The organism is Bacillus sp. ABA4_010 (assembly GCF_056159105.1).
The window spans coordinates 1842055-1857937 of sequence record NZ_JBSWUN010000003.1 but is presented as its reverse complement, the minus strand read 5'-3'; the positions used below and the strand labels follow the sequence as shown (position 1 = coordinate 1857937).

The following is a 15883-nucleotide window of genomic DNA, read 5'->3' as shown; positions in this document are numbered from 1 at the left end:
AACTATTATAAATAATTTGTGAAGTAATGTACTTAAAGTAACGGGTGCGATAGTAAAACAACCTTAAATCTCACTGAAGCCAAAGCATGCATTATTTTATTCACTCATGTGCATATTTTGGCTTCTTAATTCTTAATATCCTGTTGAGCTTTTATTCATTGGTAAATATATTGGCGATGTGTGGTAAGTCCCTTGGCGTACATTGGTAAAAAAGATGGCAAGGGTGGTAAAATCTTGTGGCGGTAATCAAGCGCTTAGCTCGTCCTATGAATTATGACTATCTTGACCTTTTAAGCACCCGGTTTGCTTACCTTAGAAAATATACACCTACACTTCTTAAAGTATTGGAATTTCGTTCTTCAAAGGCTTCTAAGCCTTTACTACAGGCTTTAAATACAATTAATGAAATGAATGAAACAGGGAAACGTAAAGTACCTGATGGTGCTCCGTTAGATTTTGTTCCAAAACGATGGCAAAAGTATGTTTATGATGAAGACGGAAATATAAATAGGAAGTATTATGAGTTAGCTACGTTGACTGAATTGAAAAATCATATCCGTTCAGGGGATGTTTGGGTAGTTGGAAGCCGATTACATAAAGATTTCGAGGAGTATCTAGTTCCAAAAGAAGAATGGAATAAAGCACGTATAGAAGGAAATAGATTAGCTGTTAGTGTATCAGCTGAAGATTATATTAAAGAACAAACTACAGTGCTACATAAACGACTTAACTGGATTACGAATAACCTTGATTCTTTAGAAAGTATAAACCTTGAAAAATCTAGAATTCAAGTGGAACGCTTAGATAAAAGTACCCCAGAGGAAGCCAAATCCTTTAGTTTGTCTCTTTACAATGTGTTACCCCGTATTAAACTTACAGATTTATTAATTGAGGTTGCAAATTGGACAGGTTTTGATGAACAATTTATTCATGCTTCGACAAACCGGCCGCCAAAAGGAGAAGAAAAAGCTGTACTAATGGCAACTCTAATGGCGATGGGAACAAATATCGGCCTAACTAAAATGGCTGAAGCAACTCCTGGTATTTCCTATTCTCAAATGATAAATGCCATGCAGTGGAGATTACATGAAGATGCTTTAACTAGAGCACAGGCAACCCTTGTTAATTTTCAGCATAGGCTCAGTTTAGCATCTTACTGGGGAGATGGAACAACTTCTTCTTCTGATGGGATGAGGGTACCGATCGGTGTTTCTTCTTTGCATGCCGATTCCAATCCGCATTATGGAACCGGGAAAGGATCTACAATCTATCGTTTTACAAGTGATCAATTTTCGTCATTCTACACAAAAGTGATTAATACGAATGCGAGAGATGCTGTACATGTGATCGATGGCTTACTTCATCATGAATCGGATCTTTGTATTGAAGAGCATTACACTGATACAGCTGGTTATACAGATCAAGTCTTTGGATTAAGTCATATACTTGGTTTTCGTTTTGCACCTCGATTGCGTGATTTAGCCGATTCAAAACTTTATTTTATCGGTCAGTCAAGTGATTTTCCAAGATTAGAAGGTATTTTACGAGGAAAAATCAATACAAAAATTATTCAAGAAAATTACGATGATGTTTTAAGATTAGCTCATTCGATTCGGGAAGGAAAAGTATCTGGTTCGCTTATTATGGGAAAATTAGGCTCATATGCGCGTCAGAATAAGGTAGCTACTGCACTTCGCGAAATAGGAAGAATTGAAAAAACTATTTTCATCCTTGATTATATTTCAAATGAAGCATTGCGCAGGAGAATACAACGGGGATTAAACAAAGGTGAATCTATGAATAGTTTAGCCAGGGCGTTGTTCTTTGGAAAACGTGGAGAATTACGGGAACGCAGACTGCGTGACCAGCTTCAACGTGCTAGTGCTTTGAATATTTTGATCAATGCTATCAGTGTATGGAACACGGTATATCTTACAGAAGCAACAAAAATGTTAAAAGAAAAAGGAATACTTAGGGAAGATTTGTTGCAGCATGTTTCTCCATTAGGGTGGGAGCATATTAATTTCCTTGGTGAATATAAGTTTGATTTAAGACGAAATTCTACAATAAATTCCTTACGACCTCTAAATCAGTAAATAAACGAAGCCGGTATTCCTTAGCGTACAGAATATCGGCTATCTGTATGTTGAAGTTTGCTTACCGTACAAAATTCGCGTTTTTTGCTTTGGACCCCTACGTGCGCTAATTTCTCTTCGTTACGACCATGCAGCAATACCTCATGACCTTGTGCCACTAACATCCTCACCGTCGCTAACCCAATACCATCCGTAGCACCAGTAACTAAAATTTTCATCTTAACCCCTCCTATTAAAAAAATCTTCTATTCTACTTGGCAGATTCACCAATTGACTTCATATGAATCGGATTTATATCCGCAATTGCTTCTTTTCATTACAAAATAATCGTAGCATATAACCTCGACTGATATAAGTATGCACATTTTTGATACTTGGTATTAAAAATGATACGTTCCTCATCTTTCATAACCATTAGTAAAAGGAGGACACTTCCCTTGATTGCCAGTGATGGTTATATTATACTGTGGGACGGAAGCATTCTTTCTAATACTATAGTGAGGTTATTGCCCATGATTTTTGAATCAGCTGTTTTTCATATTAAAAAAGGGAAAGAGCAAGAGTTTGAGTCTGCTTTTAAAGAAGCAGTTTCGTTAATTGCGTCTGTTGACGGCTACATTTCCCACTCTCTGAATAAAAGTATTGAAGACGAAAGCAGCTATATGGTCATTGTCGTCTGGGACAGTGTGGAAAGCCATATGGAAGGCTTTGTACAGTCAGAGCTGTTTGAGCAGTGGAAAGAAAAAATGGATCCTTTCTTTGAACCGAATATTTGGATGAATCATTTCCAGACCGTTCAATCTTCTAAGTAAAAAAACAGCTTGAAGCATAGCTTCAAGCTGTTTTTCTTTATGATGGTTTCGTTTCTTTCCAAATGGACACGACGCTTCCGGCTTCGTCCTGATCAAGGACGAACGAGCCGTTGCTGTAGCGGTCATTTGGCCGCAGAGCAGAAGAATCGATTTGTTCGGTGACCATTTTCTCGGTCTGTATCCAAATGAGGTCTTCTTTTGAATGGATAACAATTCCGGCGACTTCATGCGGATTTGTTTTTACTTCGCGAATCATGACTAAACCGCGTTTTGCTCTTGTCATGCGCTCAAATTCTTGGATGTTCATTTTCTTCACGGCACCGCGCTGTGTGACCATGACAACGGCTGTCTTTTCTCCTTCAGGGAAGATTTTCCCGTTGACGACATAATCTCCGTCTTTTAAGTTAATACCTTTCACACCAGCCGCACGTGCACCGACGATGTTCACTTCTTCTTCGGGGAACCATAAGCCATATCCTTGTCTTGTCGCTAAGAATACGTCTTGTTTTCCATCTGTGAGATGGACATCGACGACTTCATCATCGCCTTTTAAGTTAATCGCAACAAGCGGTCGTGAATAACGCTGGGCTTTATAGTTGCCTAGCTCCGATTTTTTCACCATCCCATTTTTCGTGATGAATAAAAGGAATTTCGCTTCTTCGAAATTGGATACTGGGATAGCTTCTATAATCATTTCCTCTTTATCAATCGGCACGATGTTTGTGACGTGTTGACCCATGTCTTTCCAGCGGATGTCCGGCAGTTCGTGGATCGGCATAAATAAATAATTGCCTTTGTTCGTAAAGAGAAGAAGCGTATCGGTTGTGTTAATTTCTAGCTTGGCAATCAAGCGGTCTGTATCCTTCATCCCGAAATCTTGCCCGTTTGAAGCTGCATAAGAGCGAAGGCTCGTGCGTTTCACATATCCGTCTTTTGTGACTGTTACCATCACATCTTCGGAAGGAACCATTACTTCCAAATTAATTTTAATTTCTTCGATCTCCGCTTCAATGTTTGTGCGGCGCTCGTCGTAATACTGCTTTTTCACTTTGCGTAAATCCGTTTTAATAACATTCAATAGCTTCTTTTCACTGTTTAAAATGGACTCAAGCTCGGCAATTTTCTGTTCCAGCTCAGCCGCTTCTGCCTGTAGAGCTGTCACATCGGTATTTGTTAAGCGGTAAAGTTGCAAGGACACAATCGCTTCCGCTTGTTCTTCTGTGAACTCAAAGCTGGCGATTAAGTTATCTTTTGCATCACGCTTATCTTTCGATGCACGGATCGCGGCAATGACTTCATCTAAAATGGATAAAGCTTTAATGAGCCCTTCTACGATGTGCTCGCGTTCACGCGCTTTATTTAGTTCATATTGCGAGCGGTTTGTGACAACTTCGCGCTGATGCTCGATGTACGCATCTAAAATAGCTGGGAGGCTCATTAGCTTAGGACGTTTACGTGAAATAGCCACCATGTTAAAGCTATATGGTACTTGCAGGTCGGTGTTTTTATATAAATAATTCAATACCCCTTCTGCATGAGCATCCTTTTTCAGTTCAACAACAAGGCGCAATCCTGTTCGGTCTGTTTCATCTCGCACTTCAGCGATGCCTTCTACTTTACGGTCAAGGCGCAGCTCATCCATTTTTTTCACTAAGTTTGCTTTGTTTACTTCAAATGGAATTTCCGTGATGACGATTTGCTGTTTACCGCCGCGAATGTCTTCAATCTCCGCTTTTCCGCGAATAATAATTTTTCCTTTTCCGGTTTCATATGCTTTCTTAATGCCGTCGATTCCTTGAATCGTGCCACCTGTCGGGAATTCTGGCCCTTTCAGTACGGTCATAAGGTCATCGACTGTGCATGTCGGCTTATCCATACGCATAATCGCAGCATCAATAACTTCCCCTAAATGGTGCGGCGGGATTTCCGTTGCATATCCCGCGGAAATTCCCGTCGAGCCGTTCACAAGCAAGTTCGGGAACATGGCTGGCAAGACGACAGGTTCTTTACTCGTATCATCGAAATTCGGGACGAACTCAACTGTCTGTTTATCGATATCCCGTAAAAGCTCGGAAGCAATCGCCGATAAGCGCGCCTCCGTATAACGCATCGCTGCTGGTGGATCGCCGTCGATGCTTCCGTTATTTCCGTGCATTTCAATGAGCAGGTTACGCAGCTTCCAATCTTGGCTCATCCGCACCATCGCATCATACACGGACGAGTCTCCGTGCGGGTGATAGTTACCGATAACGTTACCAACTGTTTTCGCTGATTTACGGAAACCTTTCTCCTGTGTGTTGCCGTCAACGTGCATGGCGTATAAAATACGGCGCTGTACCGGCTTTAATCCGTCGCGAGCATCTGGGAGCGCCCGTTCTTGAATGATGTACTTACTATATCGTCCGAAGCGGTCGCCCAGTACCTCTTCAAGAGGCAAGTCTAAAAAGCGTTCTGTTTGGGTCATCTTATTCTTCCTCCTTTGCGACCGTTACGTTTTCGTTATCTAAGATGTTCGGGTCTTCTTCAAGGCCGAAGGCGACATTGTTTTCAATCCATTTGCGGCGCGGTTCAACTTTATCACCCATTAGTGTCGTCACACGGCGGTCTGCACGAGCCGCATCATCAATGCGAACACGAATAAGCGTCCGTGTCTCTGGATTCATCGTCGTTTCCCAAAGCTGGTCAGCATTCATCTCTCCAAGACCTTTGTAGCGCTGAATCATATAGCCGCGCCCTACTTTTTTGACTGCATCCTTCAGTTCATCTTCATTCCACGCATATTCAATCACTTCTTTTTTCCCTGTTCCTTTGCTTACCTTATAAAGAGGCGGCAAGGCAATGAACACTTTTCCGGCTTCGACAAGTGATTTCATGTAACGGTAGAAGAACGTAAGAAGTAAGACTTGAATATGCGCTCCATCTGTATCGGCATCTGTCATAATAACGATTTTGTCGTAGTTGACATCGTCGATAGCAAATTCAGTTCCGACTCCGGCACCAATGGCATGAATAATCGTATTAATTTCTTCATTTTTAAAAATATCCGAGAGCTTCGCTTTTTCGGTATTAATAACTTTTCCGCGCAAAGGCAGAACCGCTTGGAAACGGCGATCTCGTCCTTGCTTTGCTGATCCGCCTGCCGAGTCTCCCTCGACGAGGTACAGCTCATTTTTTTGCGGATTGCGCGATTGTGCTGGTGTTAACTTTCCACTTAAAATCGTTTCTTTTCGGCTTCGCTTTTTCCCGCTCCGCGCTTCTTCTCTCGCTTTTCGAGCCGCTTCACGTGCTTGTGCAGCTTTAATCGCTTTTTTCACAAGCAAGGAGCTGACATCTGGGTTTTCTTCAAGGAAATATGCAAGCTTTTCCGAGACGACTGCATCAACGGAAGAACGTGCTTCACTCGTTCCAAGCTTTCCTTTCGTTTGCCCTTCAAATTCAGCAGCTCTTCTGGTATACGAACAGATACAATCGCAGCTAATCCTTCGCGAATATCCGCGCCTTCAAGGTTTTTATCGCGTTCTTTGAGCAAGCCTGTTTTACGGGCATACTCGTTGAAAATACGGGTCATCGCGCTTTTCGAGCCTGCTTCATGTGTTCCGCCGTCTTTCGTACGGACATTGTTAACGAATGATAAAATTGTTTCAGAATAGCCGTCATTGAATTGGAAAGAAAATTCTACTTCAATGTTGTTTTGCTCTCCTTCGAAAAACAGCACAGGATGAAGCGGATCTTTTCCTTCATTCAAATAAGAAACGAAAGCTTCAATTCCATTTTCATAATGAAACGTATCGCGTTGATCGAAGCGTTCATCGATTAAGTCAATCTTTAGTCCCTTCAATAAGAAAGCGGATTCGCGCAAACGCTCACTCAACGTGTCATAATTGTACGTCGTCGCGCTGAAGATGCTTCCATCTGGTTTGAAATGAATTTTTGTTCCGGTTTCACGTGTTTTTCCGATTTTTTCAAGCGTCGTCACCGGCTTCCCGCCGTTTTCAAAGCGTTGCTCGTACACAATTCCGTCACGCTTAATCGTCACAACAAGCCATTCGGATAAGGCATTCACGACAGATGCCCCCACTCCGTGAAGACCTCCACTCGTTTTATAGCCGCCCTGTCCGAACTTTCCTCCGGCATGTAGAACGGTTAAAATGACTTCCGGCGTCGGTTTGCCGAGTTTATGCATACCTGTTGGCATTCCGCGCCCTTTATCTTGTACAGAAATGGAATTATCTTTATGTATGGTTACTTTAATCTCGTTGCCGTAGCCTGCCAGTGCTTCATCAACCGAGTTATCCACAATCTCATAGACGAGATGGTGCAAACCGCGGCTGTCTGTACTTCCAATGTACATGCCCGGACGTTTTCGGACCGCGTCAAGTCCTTCCAGAACTTGAATCGCATCATCATTGTACTCAAAAACTTGTTTCTTGCCCAAAAATACATACCCCTTTCAATTACACACATTCCACTATCTCTCTAAATGTGTAGTGTCGCACAACACGATCCAACTCATTCAATTGAAGAGATACAGTCTTTCTTCCTCAAATACAGGAATATCTTTTTCATTCTTATAAATTAGAACGTATGTTTGATTTTAGCACAACTTTTTTATTTTTGGAATATGGTCCCTCATTTTCATCGTTTCTTATGCATAGAGGTTTCTTTATATCATACATATCTTAGCACTATTTTAGCGGCAAATGGCAAATCCTAAAACTAAAATTATTGAAAAGCAAAGAAAATCCTTGGATTCAACAAGGATTTTCCAGAAAATCGGTTATTTTGTTAAAGCATGCTCCACTTTAATGCATCGATCCATGACAACGGTATGGCCATTTTCCTTCAATAATTTGTAAGCTTCTTCATTTACAAGACCAAGCTGCGCCCAATAGACGTCAGCATCGATTTCCAAAAATTCCTTCGCCACATCAAGTAAGTGCTCTGAACGGCGGAACACGTTGACAATGTCAATATGACCGTCGATGTCTTTTAACGATTTAACCGCCTTCACACCTAATATTGTATCGGCATTTGGATTTACCGGGATAATGTCATAGCCAGCGTCTTGCATCGCTTTTGATACCATGTATGACGTTTTTTCAGGATTGTCGGACAGTCCAACTACTGCAATTCGCTTACTTTTTTTCAAGATGGTCCCGAGCTCTTGGCGGGATGGGATGTCAATATTCATGTCGTTCTCTCCTTTTTCAACAAATTGAATGGTTACTTTCTTCTGTATGTATACCCTAATTCCTGCTTTTCATAGCCATTTTCTTTTAAAAGAATACATATAATGAAACAAACGCGCAACATCAGAATGGAGTTTTTATCGATTACAGGTTGTTGTTTTGTTCAGTTCTTGTTAAAATCCTCTATGTCTGCCAAAAGGAATTTGCATAGGCAACTGCGAATGTAAGAAACAGATGGAGTTTTAGCGGACTCATGATAAAATGAAGAAAAAAGGAGACAAACATATGGCATTTATTTTATTAATTATCGCGTATCTTCTCGGTTCGATCCCGTTTGGCCTCATTGTCGGCAAAGTCGGATACGGAATTGATATACGTCAGCATGGCAGCGGAAATCTCGGCGGAACAAACACGTTTCGGACGTTAGGAGTCAAAGCCGGACTCATTGTAACAATTGCCGATATTTTAAAAGGAACGCTCGCCGCTTCTTTACCTTTATGGTTTATGACGGGTTTGCATCCGTTATTTGTCGGAATGTTTGCCGTTATCGGGCATGTGTATCCAATATTTGCGAAGTTTAAAGGTGGAAAAGCAGTCGCAACATCTGCCGGCGTCCTGTTATTTTATAATCCGCTCTTATTTATCGCGATGCTTGCTTGCTTTTTTATTACTTTGTACATATCGAAATACGTATCGCTTTCCTCGATTATAACCGGCATTTTCACATTTATTTTCACACTCTTCACCGGAGATCTTCCACTTATTATCGTTGTCGGCTTTTTAGCAGGATTCGTCATTTGGCGGCACCGTGCAAACATTAAACGAATCCAAGACAAAACAGAGCCGAAAGTTAAGTGGCTGTAAGAACCTACACTTTGCATGTCATGTTTTAGCACTTATAAATGAGAAAGAGGCAACCCTCAAAATGAAAGGTTGCCTCTTTCTTTGTATTAATTTAACTATCTTCTACCTCAAAATCAAATTCCTCGGGTTTGTCTAGTGAGTTTACTGTAATAATCCAATTATCCGATTTTGTATCATATTTTATCTCTTTGACAATTACTATCTCACTCTCAGTCATTTTCATGTTAAGTAGAACTTTACGGAGAGCTTGAGCTTCCGATAAATCTGCCCCACTAGGCTTTTTACTACTAATGATCGAGACCTTTTTAGCATTTAAAGTCTCTTTTTATATGTATAAAGAAGGTAGCTGCCGTGCTACCCTCTTGTTCATTTAGCCTATTTACATAATTGAATGTCGGTGCTTTTTGCTTACTCCCCTGCTTCCTCAATATAAATCGTCCAGCCGAATTTTTGCTCGATTTCTTGCTTTAAACGTGTGGTCGTTGCGATTCCTTTGAATGTTCCCGTTACAATCCGGAAATCGGACGGATTAAACGCTTGGTTAAATGAATCATAAAGAAGCCAGTTGTATTCATCCTGTAAGCGTTTTTTTCCTTTTACATACTCTTCCAAAGAGGAAAAGGATCCCGTTTTTAAACGATAGAACTGATCATCGTCAGGAATAGTCGGAGTCGACGTATTTGGCACATACGTAACAGAAAAATAGTCGCATAAACCTTTCGCCAATTCGACAGCACATTCTTTTCGATATGCTTCACTTCTCAACAAATCGGCCTCTCGTCTATTTGTCATGAAGCCGCATTCCACTAAAGCAGTCGGCATATTCGTGCGCTTGACAATATATAACCAAGACCCATCCTTTACACCGCGGTCTTTCAAGTTCGTTCCTTGAATTAAATAACGATGAAGAATTTGGGCTGCCTGTTTGGAAGCATTACTTGTTCCAGCATATGTTTCAATTCCTTCCGCACTGCTCCATCCACTTCCTGCCGCATTCGCATGCACTGATAAATAAAAATCGGCATTTGCGTTGTTCGCTCTGTCGACACGTGTGCTAAGAGGCGTATCTTCATCTGTTGGCGCCACAAGTAATGTTCGGAAACCACATCGTTTCAGTTCGATATCAAGCAAAGCGACCACGCGGCGATTGAATTCATTTTCTTTCATGACGCCGCCATCAGGAAAAGATGGGGTGCGCTTTCCTGGCGTATTCATACCATGTCCGTCGTCTAAGGCGATGAGTTTGCTCATAATTGGTTCACCTCCTTTTGAAAAGTCACTTATTAAATAGAGAAAAATCAAGCGTAAAGGGATGACTATTTTCTTTTTTTGCTCACAATAGCGTATGGCGTGCGCATTTAATAGGTGACATGCTTGTTTTTTAATCGTTAACGAGAAAATTTGAACATATTAGAAGGAGAGAGTAAGCTTTCGCCTAAAACTTCTTGGTAACTATGTTTTATTTATTAATTTTCATTTAGAACATAGTTTTATTCGATAGACTCAGTTGAATCACGGCTCCCAATCGGGATGGTCATTCATTCCTTGTCCCTTCGTTGCATAAAAATTTGTACAAAGAGAATGTTTACTTTCTATTGCATCGGGAAATCCATCTATGTTATTTTTTATGGGAAAGGAGTTGTTAACAAATGGAATTATATTTCCAATCAAATTGTTGGAAGTACCTTATGATTGGCAGTACCGCAGGAATGATCCTTGGATTAATTGCGAGCTGCTTCACTTAGCCTCGGTTCTCGAGGCTTTTTTTTGCTTAAATTTGTTGACCTATAATCGTTTTTGAACGCTTTTTGAATGGACCGCTCAATCGTTTTGCATGACTTCACAGAAAAAGCTGCTATGAATGTAGATAACTTTCCCTTCCCAGTGAATGGCTTGAAATGTGTAGTAACGACTAAATGGATGCTGCAATGGGAGCTTTGTTCCGGCAGGGATATAGCCTCCTCCACTAATCGGAAAATCTTCGCATAATGTCAGAAAATCCATCATTCTTACACCCCAGATGTTTCTTAATTCTATACAGTATCTTACGCTCGGCACATGATTTTCGTTTGAGACAGGTGAACTAAAATGCATATTTTTTGTTAAATTTGTATACAGAACGATTCCGACTTGCTTCGTTCATCATAAAAGATGGACGGTTATTCCATTTTTCTATTTTGACTATGCAGCTAAGATAATAGCTTAATGTAAACTATTTCTTTATAATAAAAGAGGATGCTTTACAAAAAGGGAGATGTAAACAATGAACATTACAGTATCAAAAGAAGCCCTTCAATGGTATAAAGAAGAATTGGAGATTAGCAACGGAGATATGGTGAAATTTTTTGTCCGTTACGGCGGATGCAGTACCGTGCAACGTGGTTTTTCACTTGGGGTAGCCAAACAGCAGCCTGTATTAATCGGTGCTGAAACGAACATCGATGGCATTACGTTTTATATTGAAGACCAAGATTTATGGTATTTCGAAAATAATGATCTGAATGTGACATTTGATGAAGAAAAGGACGAACCAGCCTTTACAATAACACAATAAGCAATAACCAAAAGAGCCTGTCTTCATCATACTAGGATGGAAAGACAGGCTCTTTTGGTCAAACATTTACTGCAGATTAATATCGATTACTAACCGTCCCACCAATTGGGGAAATTGTATTTTTTCCTTCTTCTACTAACTTCGCCATCGTCCCTACGGTTTCTTCAATCGGTGTATTCGGATCGACACGATGTAAATAATATAAGTCAATGTAGTCTGTACCTAGTCTTCTTAAACTCGCTTCACATGCTTCTTTCACATATTGAGGAGAACCGTTGTATCCAAGAAGCTGCGTTTGATTACGAAGTGCTCCGATTAACCCTTATTGTACATCAGGCTGTTTTTTCGCGTTTTCATATGCCTCATGCCAATCTGGATAACGTTTTCGAATCGAAATAGGGCGGAAGGTTTCCTTTTTCACGCAAACATGTGACGAAGTAGCACTTACAGCCAATTCTCCATCTTGCGTAAAAATGTCATAGCCATACACGACCCGTAAGCCGTCATATAATTCAATCCACGTATGAACCGTTGCTTTATCACCGTAACGAAGCGGCTTTTTATAGGACACTTGTACATCTGTAACCGGTGATAAAATGCCGTCCTCCTCCATTTTTGCATAGCTGAAGCCGAGATCTTGAATAAGACTCGTGCGCCCCACTTCCATCCATACTAAATAGTTGGCGTGGTAAACGACCCCCATTTGATCGGTTTCTGCATAGCGTACTTCAATTTCTTTTTTACTAATAAACATGATCTTTCCCCTGCCGTTCTTTCAAAAAATTATGTATCCGCTATAATTTTAGCATATTTTGCCGTTCTTTTCGGGGGAAACGGGAAAAACCAGAGAAAACTCTCTGGTTCGGCGGTTATTCGTATTTTTGCTGGCTTTCAGCATACCCGCTTTCACGGTCGGCCGCCTCTTCTTGAATTTCATTACGCATTGCTTGGATGCTTTCTTCACGGCGATGATTTTTTTCTTTAATTTGCTGGCGCTGTTCTTCCGATTCAGCAAACGCCAAGCTTTCTTCTGCTTCTTCAATATTTTCAAGGGTGTTTTGCACCATTGATTGTAATTTTTCTACATTGTCACTGCGGTCATCTGGATTTGGACGTTTCCATGCCATTGTTTATTCCTCCTTGGAGTGTAGTGATGCTACATGAGTAGTATGTGAAATGGCCATCGGAATATTGATGGTAAAGTTTGTGACTCGCTCTTTTTACAACCATAATATTATTATGTAAACTTATAGTTAGATTTACGATGATAAATCAAAAGAACTTATCGAGGATTTCTCTTTTTAGTTGATACAAAATGGACCGTTGATAAAAACTCTTTTTATGGCTAAGTTTTCATTACAGTCCATTTTGCAGTAACTATCTGAAAAGGAATAAAGTTCTCTTTTCAGACACTCTCTACTCCCCTTTTGTTTGAATCACTTGCGGGTGCTGACCTGATTTATCTTGCATTTGCTTGCCTTTATTTCCTCCAGCTGCCTGTGGCTGTGTACCAAGGTGATTTGGAACGAAATGCTTGCGACTCCCTTTTGGATTACTCATTGCTCATCGCCTCCTCACCTATACTTTAACCGTTTTTGAAGCCGGTTATGTTGGCAGTTTATAGTGGAAACACATCATGTATGATTCCTTTCAGCAACATAGCACGCATAGCGAATCATTTGCTTTGCAACATCGATTTCTAATGAAAATGTTGGGGGTGTTCCCGGTCTCCAGTTCACTTCAAAAACCCAAAGCTTGTTGTTGGAATCAATGCCGACATCAATGCCTAATTCATCCAGACAATGGCCGTAAAGGCTATCAAAATGCTTAGCAAATGAAACAGCAAAATGTTCAACATATCGTTTCATATTATAATACTCATGTCCAAACTCTTGTTTTAAAAAATCATCAAACATAATGGTATAGCCGTCACTATTTAAATTCGCGACAATGCCTTTAAGCGTAACGCACGGAAAAACGGTCGTCAGTCCCCATGTTCCTTTGTCATCTTTTTGGACATGCAGCCGCAAATTGTACGAAAACCCTTGCATGGTTTTAGATGAAATGTACGCTTGTGTTAAATACCGCCCTTTCTTCAGCTTTCCTATAAAGGCTTCTAATTGTACTCTGTTCATCACATACGTTCGGTCACTTCGAACGATAAAAGAGTCGCGCTGTTTTTGAACAAACATCACGTCTTCTCCTTTATGCCCGTTGACCGGCTTAATAACAATTCGTCCATAGCGATCGAGAAATGGAAAAATCTCTTCCCCTGTCATAATAGGTGCGTATGGAATCAAATAAGGAGAAAAAAGTTTCGCTCCTTTAATTTTTTGATACACATTCATTTTGTTTCCGATGGAATGACTTGTAAACGGAATCATCTCACTGAGTCGATCCATCGTTTTTTGCTGCTTTGTCGTCATAGGGGGGCTGGCATTATAAATGACATCGGGAAACGACATGGTTCGTTCCTGCCATTCGCCCTCTTCATATACCCATCCTACAATCGTTTTCTCTTTAAAGTTAACACGGCCTGGGGAAAAGAAATAAAAATTAACGCCTTCCATTTTAGCTGCTGCCGCGTAAGCATATGATTTAAATACTGTTTTCGGGTGCTTTCGGTGTGACATCATCCCTACTGTAACCAATATGCTGTCACCTCCATTCGCCATGAACAGGCTGTAAGTGAAACTGAATTTCATCTGCGGCGTTTTCCGCAATCGCTTTCGCTTCCTTCAGCGTGTCTGCCGCTGCCAGCACGTAACCGTAGCGATGTCCCATCGAAAAAGGCGGCGTAAGAATCATGCCTTTTCGCGGTTTAATGTAGACTTCCTCGACACCGTCCACACGCAGCGCCTGCTGTTTTCCGGTCACTTTTTCCAATCTTCCTTTTGAATCAACCGTTATATAATGCGCGTAAGCAAATTGTTCTCGCCGTCGACGAAGGTCTGGTTCCTTTCCGAGATACAACTTAATGGTCTCCTCCACAAGGTTAATGCCAAAACCAGTTTCAATTAACCGATTCATCACCCCACCAGAAATACGCGGATTTACTTCGATTACTTTCCATTCTTTCTCTATTTGCTTTAATTCAATATGACAGGCTCCGTTTTGAATGTGAAAAGCTTGAACCACCAGTTTTACTGCTTCTAGAAGGCTTTTTTCCATTTCTTCTTCTAGTTCCGCTAATAATCCGTAGCCCGTTACGATAAAACGATCTTGTTTGGAGATTTTTTGTTTAATTACTGCTACGAGATGGACACGACCGTTTTGAACTAATACTTCCGCTAAATATTGAGGACCTTGCATATATTCTTCAATGAGAATCGGTTGATTCGGATAGATGTTGGAAAGGGTTTGAAGAGAGGTTTTCAGCTCATGCCGCGTTTCGGCTAATAAAACATCTTTCGAGCCTGTCGATACAGGAGATTTTACGATTAACGGGAGTTTCTGTTCATATTGAGCTAAAAACTGCCCGAATCTTTCTTTATGTTCACGATGAAATACAGTATAAAATGGTGAAAGAGTGTAGTCTTTTAAGGCCATTCTTGTTCGTATCTTGTCCTCCATTTTCTTAATGGAAATGGCATTTACACGACCAGAGGAAAACTCTTCCGATAATCGAGCCGCTATGTGTACAAAGGGATCAATAAAGCTTAAAACCGCCATAATTTGTTTGCTTTGCCCTTTCAAAAAGCGGATTTTTTGCCGTAGCTGTTCCATCTCCATGTCATCTACGTAGTACATTTGATGAACATCTGGAAACTCGGTTCGCTGCTTTAAAAAATTTTTTCGATTAGTTAAAAGCACAGTTAAATAACCAAGACGTTCAGCTGCCTTGATGGCTTCCCTGCTAGAACCAGATTTATTCGTTTCAATAAATACAATTGTTTGCATAACGATGCCAACTCCTGTTGCATAGTCGTAATACATGAATACGGTTGTCGTTGCTGAGCGAATATACTGACATATCTTCCTAATAGTTCCCGCTCACCACTATAGTTTCAAATCATCTATTTAAATTATGGTTCAAACAAACGAAATGAGCCAGTCCATGGAAATCTTTCCAAGGACTGGCTCGTCATATAAAATTCCGTCATTATTCTGCTTTTTCAATCATTCTGGCCTCTAGACGTTCTTCAATTTTGGCGAGTGCTTCTTCATCTTTTAATAGTTGCTTTTTATTTTCTAACACTAATTCAGCAAACGTTCGTTTTCTCATTTTTCTCATCGTTGATCTACCTCTTTCTATATCGTTTAAAAGAATGAATTTTCTAATATCTTTTGTTTTCTATTTTCATCTTTCCCATTTTCAAATCAAAATAATCCTTTTTTTCAGATTCTTTCAAACTAACGGAAAAATAA

The 15883-nt window shown here is 40.5% G+C and carries 15 protein-coding genes and 3 pseudogenes; 4 read left to right on the top strand and 14 right to left on the bottom strand.

The window, feature by feature from the left end:
* Positions 1–248: 248 nt before the first annotated feature.
* Positions 249–2096 (top strand): annotated as a pseudogene (locus tag ACXAEO_RS10470) (Tn3 family transposase); the annotation flags it as partial.
* 20 nt (positions 2097–2116) lie between these two features.
* Here ACXAEO_RS10470 and ACXAEO_RS10465 read toward each other — a convergent pair.
* Positions 2117–2314: an SDR family NAD(P)-dependent oxidoreductase gene (locus ACXAEO_RS10465; RefSeq protein ID WP_474880608.1), complete on the bottom strand. Its 198-nt coding sequence runs from the start codon at positions 2312–2314 to the stop codon at positions 2117–2119.
* A gap of 294 nt (positions 2315–2608) precedes the next feature.
* Here ACXAEO_RS10465 and ACXAEO_RS10460 point away from each other — a divergent pair, with 294 nt between their 5' ends.
* On the top strand, positions 2609–2908 hold the full coding sequence (locus ACXAEO_RS10460; protein WP_474880606.1) for an antibiotic biosynthesis monooxygenase family protein: 300 nt from the start codon (positions 2609–2611) through the stop codon (positions 2906–2908).
* A gap of 37 nt (positions 2909–2945) precedes the next feature.
* Here the strand turns inward: ACXAEO_RS10460 and parC are convergent, their stop codons facing one another.
* The 4 genes and pseudogenes from parC to ACXAEO_RS10440 all read right to left on the bottom strand — a co-directional run bounded on the left by parC (position 2946) and on the right by ACXAEO_RS10440 (position 8099).
* Entirely contained in the window at positions 2946–5372 is a 2427-nt protein-coding gene (gene parC / locus ACXAEO_RS10455) for a DNA topoisomerase IV subunit A (RefSeq protein ID WP_474880604.1), read from the bottom strand.
* A gap of 1 nt (position 5373) precedes the next feature.
* On the bottom strand, positions 5374–5601 hold the full coding sequence (locus ACXAEO_RS10450) for a hypothetical protein (protein WP_474884090.1): 228 nt from the start codon (positions 5599–5601) through the stop codon (positions 5374–5376).
* 207 nt (positions 5602–5808) lie between these two features.
* Positions 5809–7259: pseudogene (locus ACXAEO_RS10445) on the bottom strand (DNA gyrase/topoisomerase IV subunit B); the annotation flags it as partial.
* Positions 7260–7685: 426 nt separating this feature from the next.
* Entirely contained in the window at positions 7686–8099 is a 414-nt protein-coding gene (locus ACXAEO_RS10440) for a CoA-binding protein (RefSeq protein WP_474880602.1), read from the bottom strand.
* A gap of 283 nt (positions 8100–8382) precedes the next feature.
* Here ACXAEO_RS10440 and plsY point away from each other — a divergent pair, with 283 nt between their 5' ends.
* Complete coding sequence (gene plsY / locus ACXAEO_RS10435) at positions 8383–8961, top strand: glycerol-3-phosphate 1-O-acyltransferase PlsY (RefSeq protein WP_474880600.1); 579 nt, start codon at positions 8383–8385, stop codon at positions 8959–8961.
* Between the two features lie 408 nt (positions 8962–9369).
* On the opposite strand, the gene ACXAEO_RS10430 is transcribed toward plsY, so the two are convergent.
* Complete coding sequence (locus tag ACXAEO_RS10430; protein WP_474880598.1) at positions 9370–10212, bottom strand: N-acetylmuramoyl-L-alanine amidase family protein; 843 nt, start codon at positions 10210–10212, stop codon at positions 9370–9372.
* 570 nt (positions 10213–10782) lie between these two features.
* Complete coding sequence (locus tag ACXAEO_RS10425; protein WP_474880596.1) at positions 10783–10968, bottom strand: hypothetical protein; 186 nt, start codon at positions 10966–10968, stop codon at positions 10783–10785.
* Between the two features lie 256 nt (positions 10969–11224).
* Between ACXAEO_RS10425 and ACXAEO_RS10420 the strand changes: the two genes are divergently transcribed.
* Positions 11225–11515 carry a HesB/YadR/YfhF family protein gene (locus ACXAEO_RS10420; RefSeq protein WP_474880593.1) on the top strand — a complete coding sequence of 97 codons (291 nt, stop codon included), beginning with the start codon at positions 11225–11227 and terminating at the stop codon, positions 11513–11515.
* A gap of 121 nt (positions 11516–11636) precedes the next feature.
* On the opposite strand, the pseudogene ACXAEO_RS10415 reads toward ACXAEO_RS10420, so the two are convergent.
* The 7 genes and pseudogenes from ACXAEO_RS10415 to ACXAEO_RS10385 form a co-directional block, all read right to left on the bottom strand.
* Positions 11637–11807 (bottom strand): annotated as a pseudogene (locus tag ACXAEO_RS10415) (aldo/keto reductase); the annotation flags it as partial.
* A 30-nt stretch (positions 11808–11837) separates the two neighbouring features.
* Positions 11838–12269, bottom strand: a complete 432-nt coding sequence (locus ACXAEO_RS10410; protein ID WP_474880591.1) for an acyl-CoA thioesterase — start codon at positions 12267–12269, stop codon at positions 11838–11840.
* A 115-nt stretch (positions 12270–12384) separates the two neighbouring features.
* On the bottom strand, positions 12385–12642 hold the full coding sequence (gene tlp, locus ACXAEO_RS10405) for a small acid-soluble spore protein Tlp (RefSeq protein WP_474880588.1): 258 nt from the start codon (positions 12640–12642) through the stop codon (positions 12385–12387).
* 289 nt (positions 12643–12931) lie between these two features.
* On the bottom strand, positions 12932–13075 hold the full coding sequence (locus ACXAEO_RS10400; RefSeq protein ID WP_474880585.1) for an acid-soluble spore protein N: 144 nt from the start codon (positions 13073–13075) through the stop codon (positions 12932–12934).
* A gap of 74 nt (positions 13076–13149) precedes the next feature.
* Positions 13150–14166: a YheC/YheD family endospore coat-associated protein gene (locus ACXAEO_RS10395; RefSeq protein ID WP_474880582.1), complete on the bottom strand. Its 1017-nt coding sequence runs from the start codon at positions 14164–14166 to the stop codon at positions 13150–13152.
* A gap of 7 nt (positions 14167–14173) precedes the next feature.
* Positions 14174–15415 (bottom strand): ATP-grasp domain-containing protein, encoded by a 1242-nt coding sequence (locus ACXAEO_RS10390; RefSeq protein ID WP_474880580.1) that lies wholly within the window; start codon positions 15413–15415, stop codon positions 14174–14176.
* Between the two features lie 202 nt (positions 15416–15617).
* A complete protein-coding gene (locus ACXAEO_RS10385; RefSeq protein ID WP_474880578.1) occupies positions 15618–15749 on the bottom strand; it encodes an FbpB family small basic protein in 132 nt (43 codons plus the stop codon).
* Positions 15750–15883: the final 134 nt, after the last annotated feature.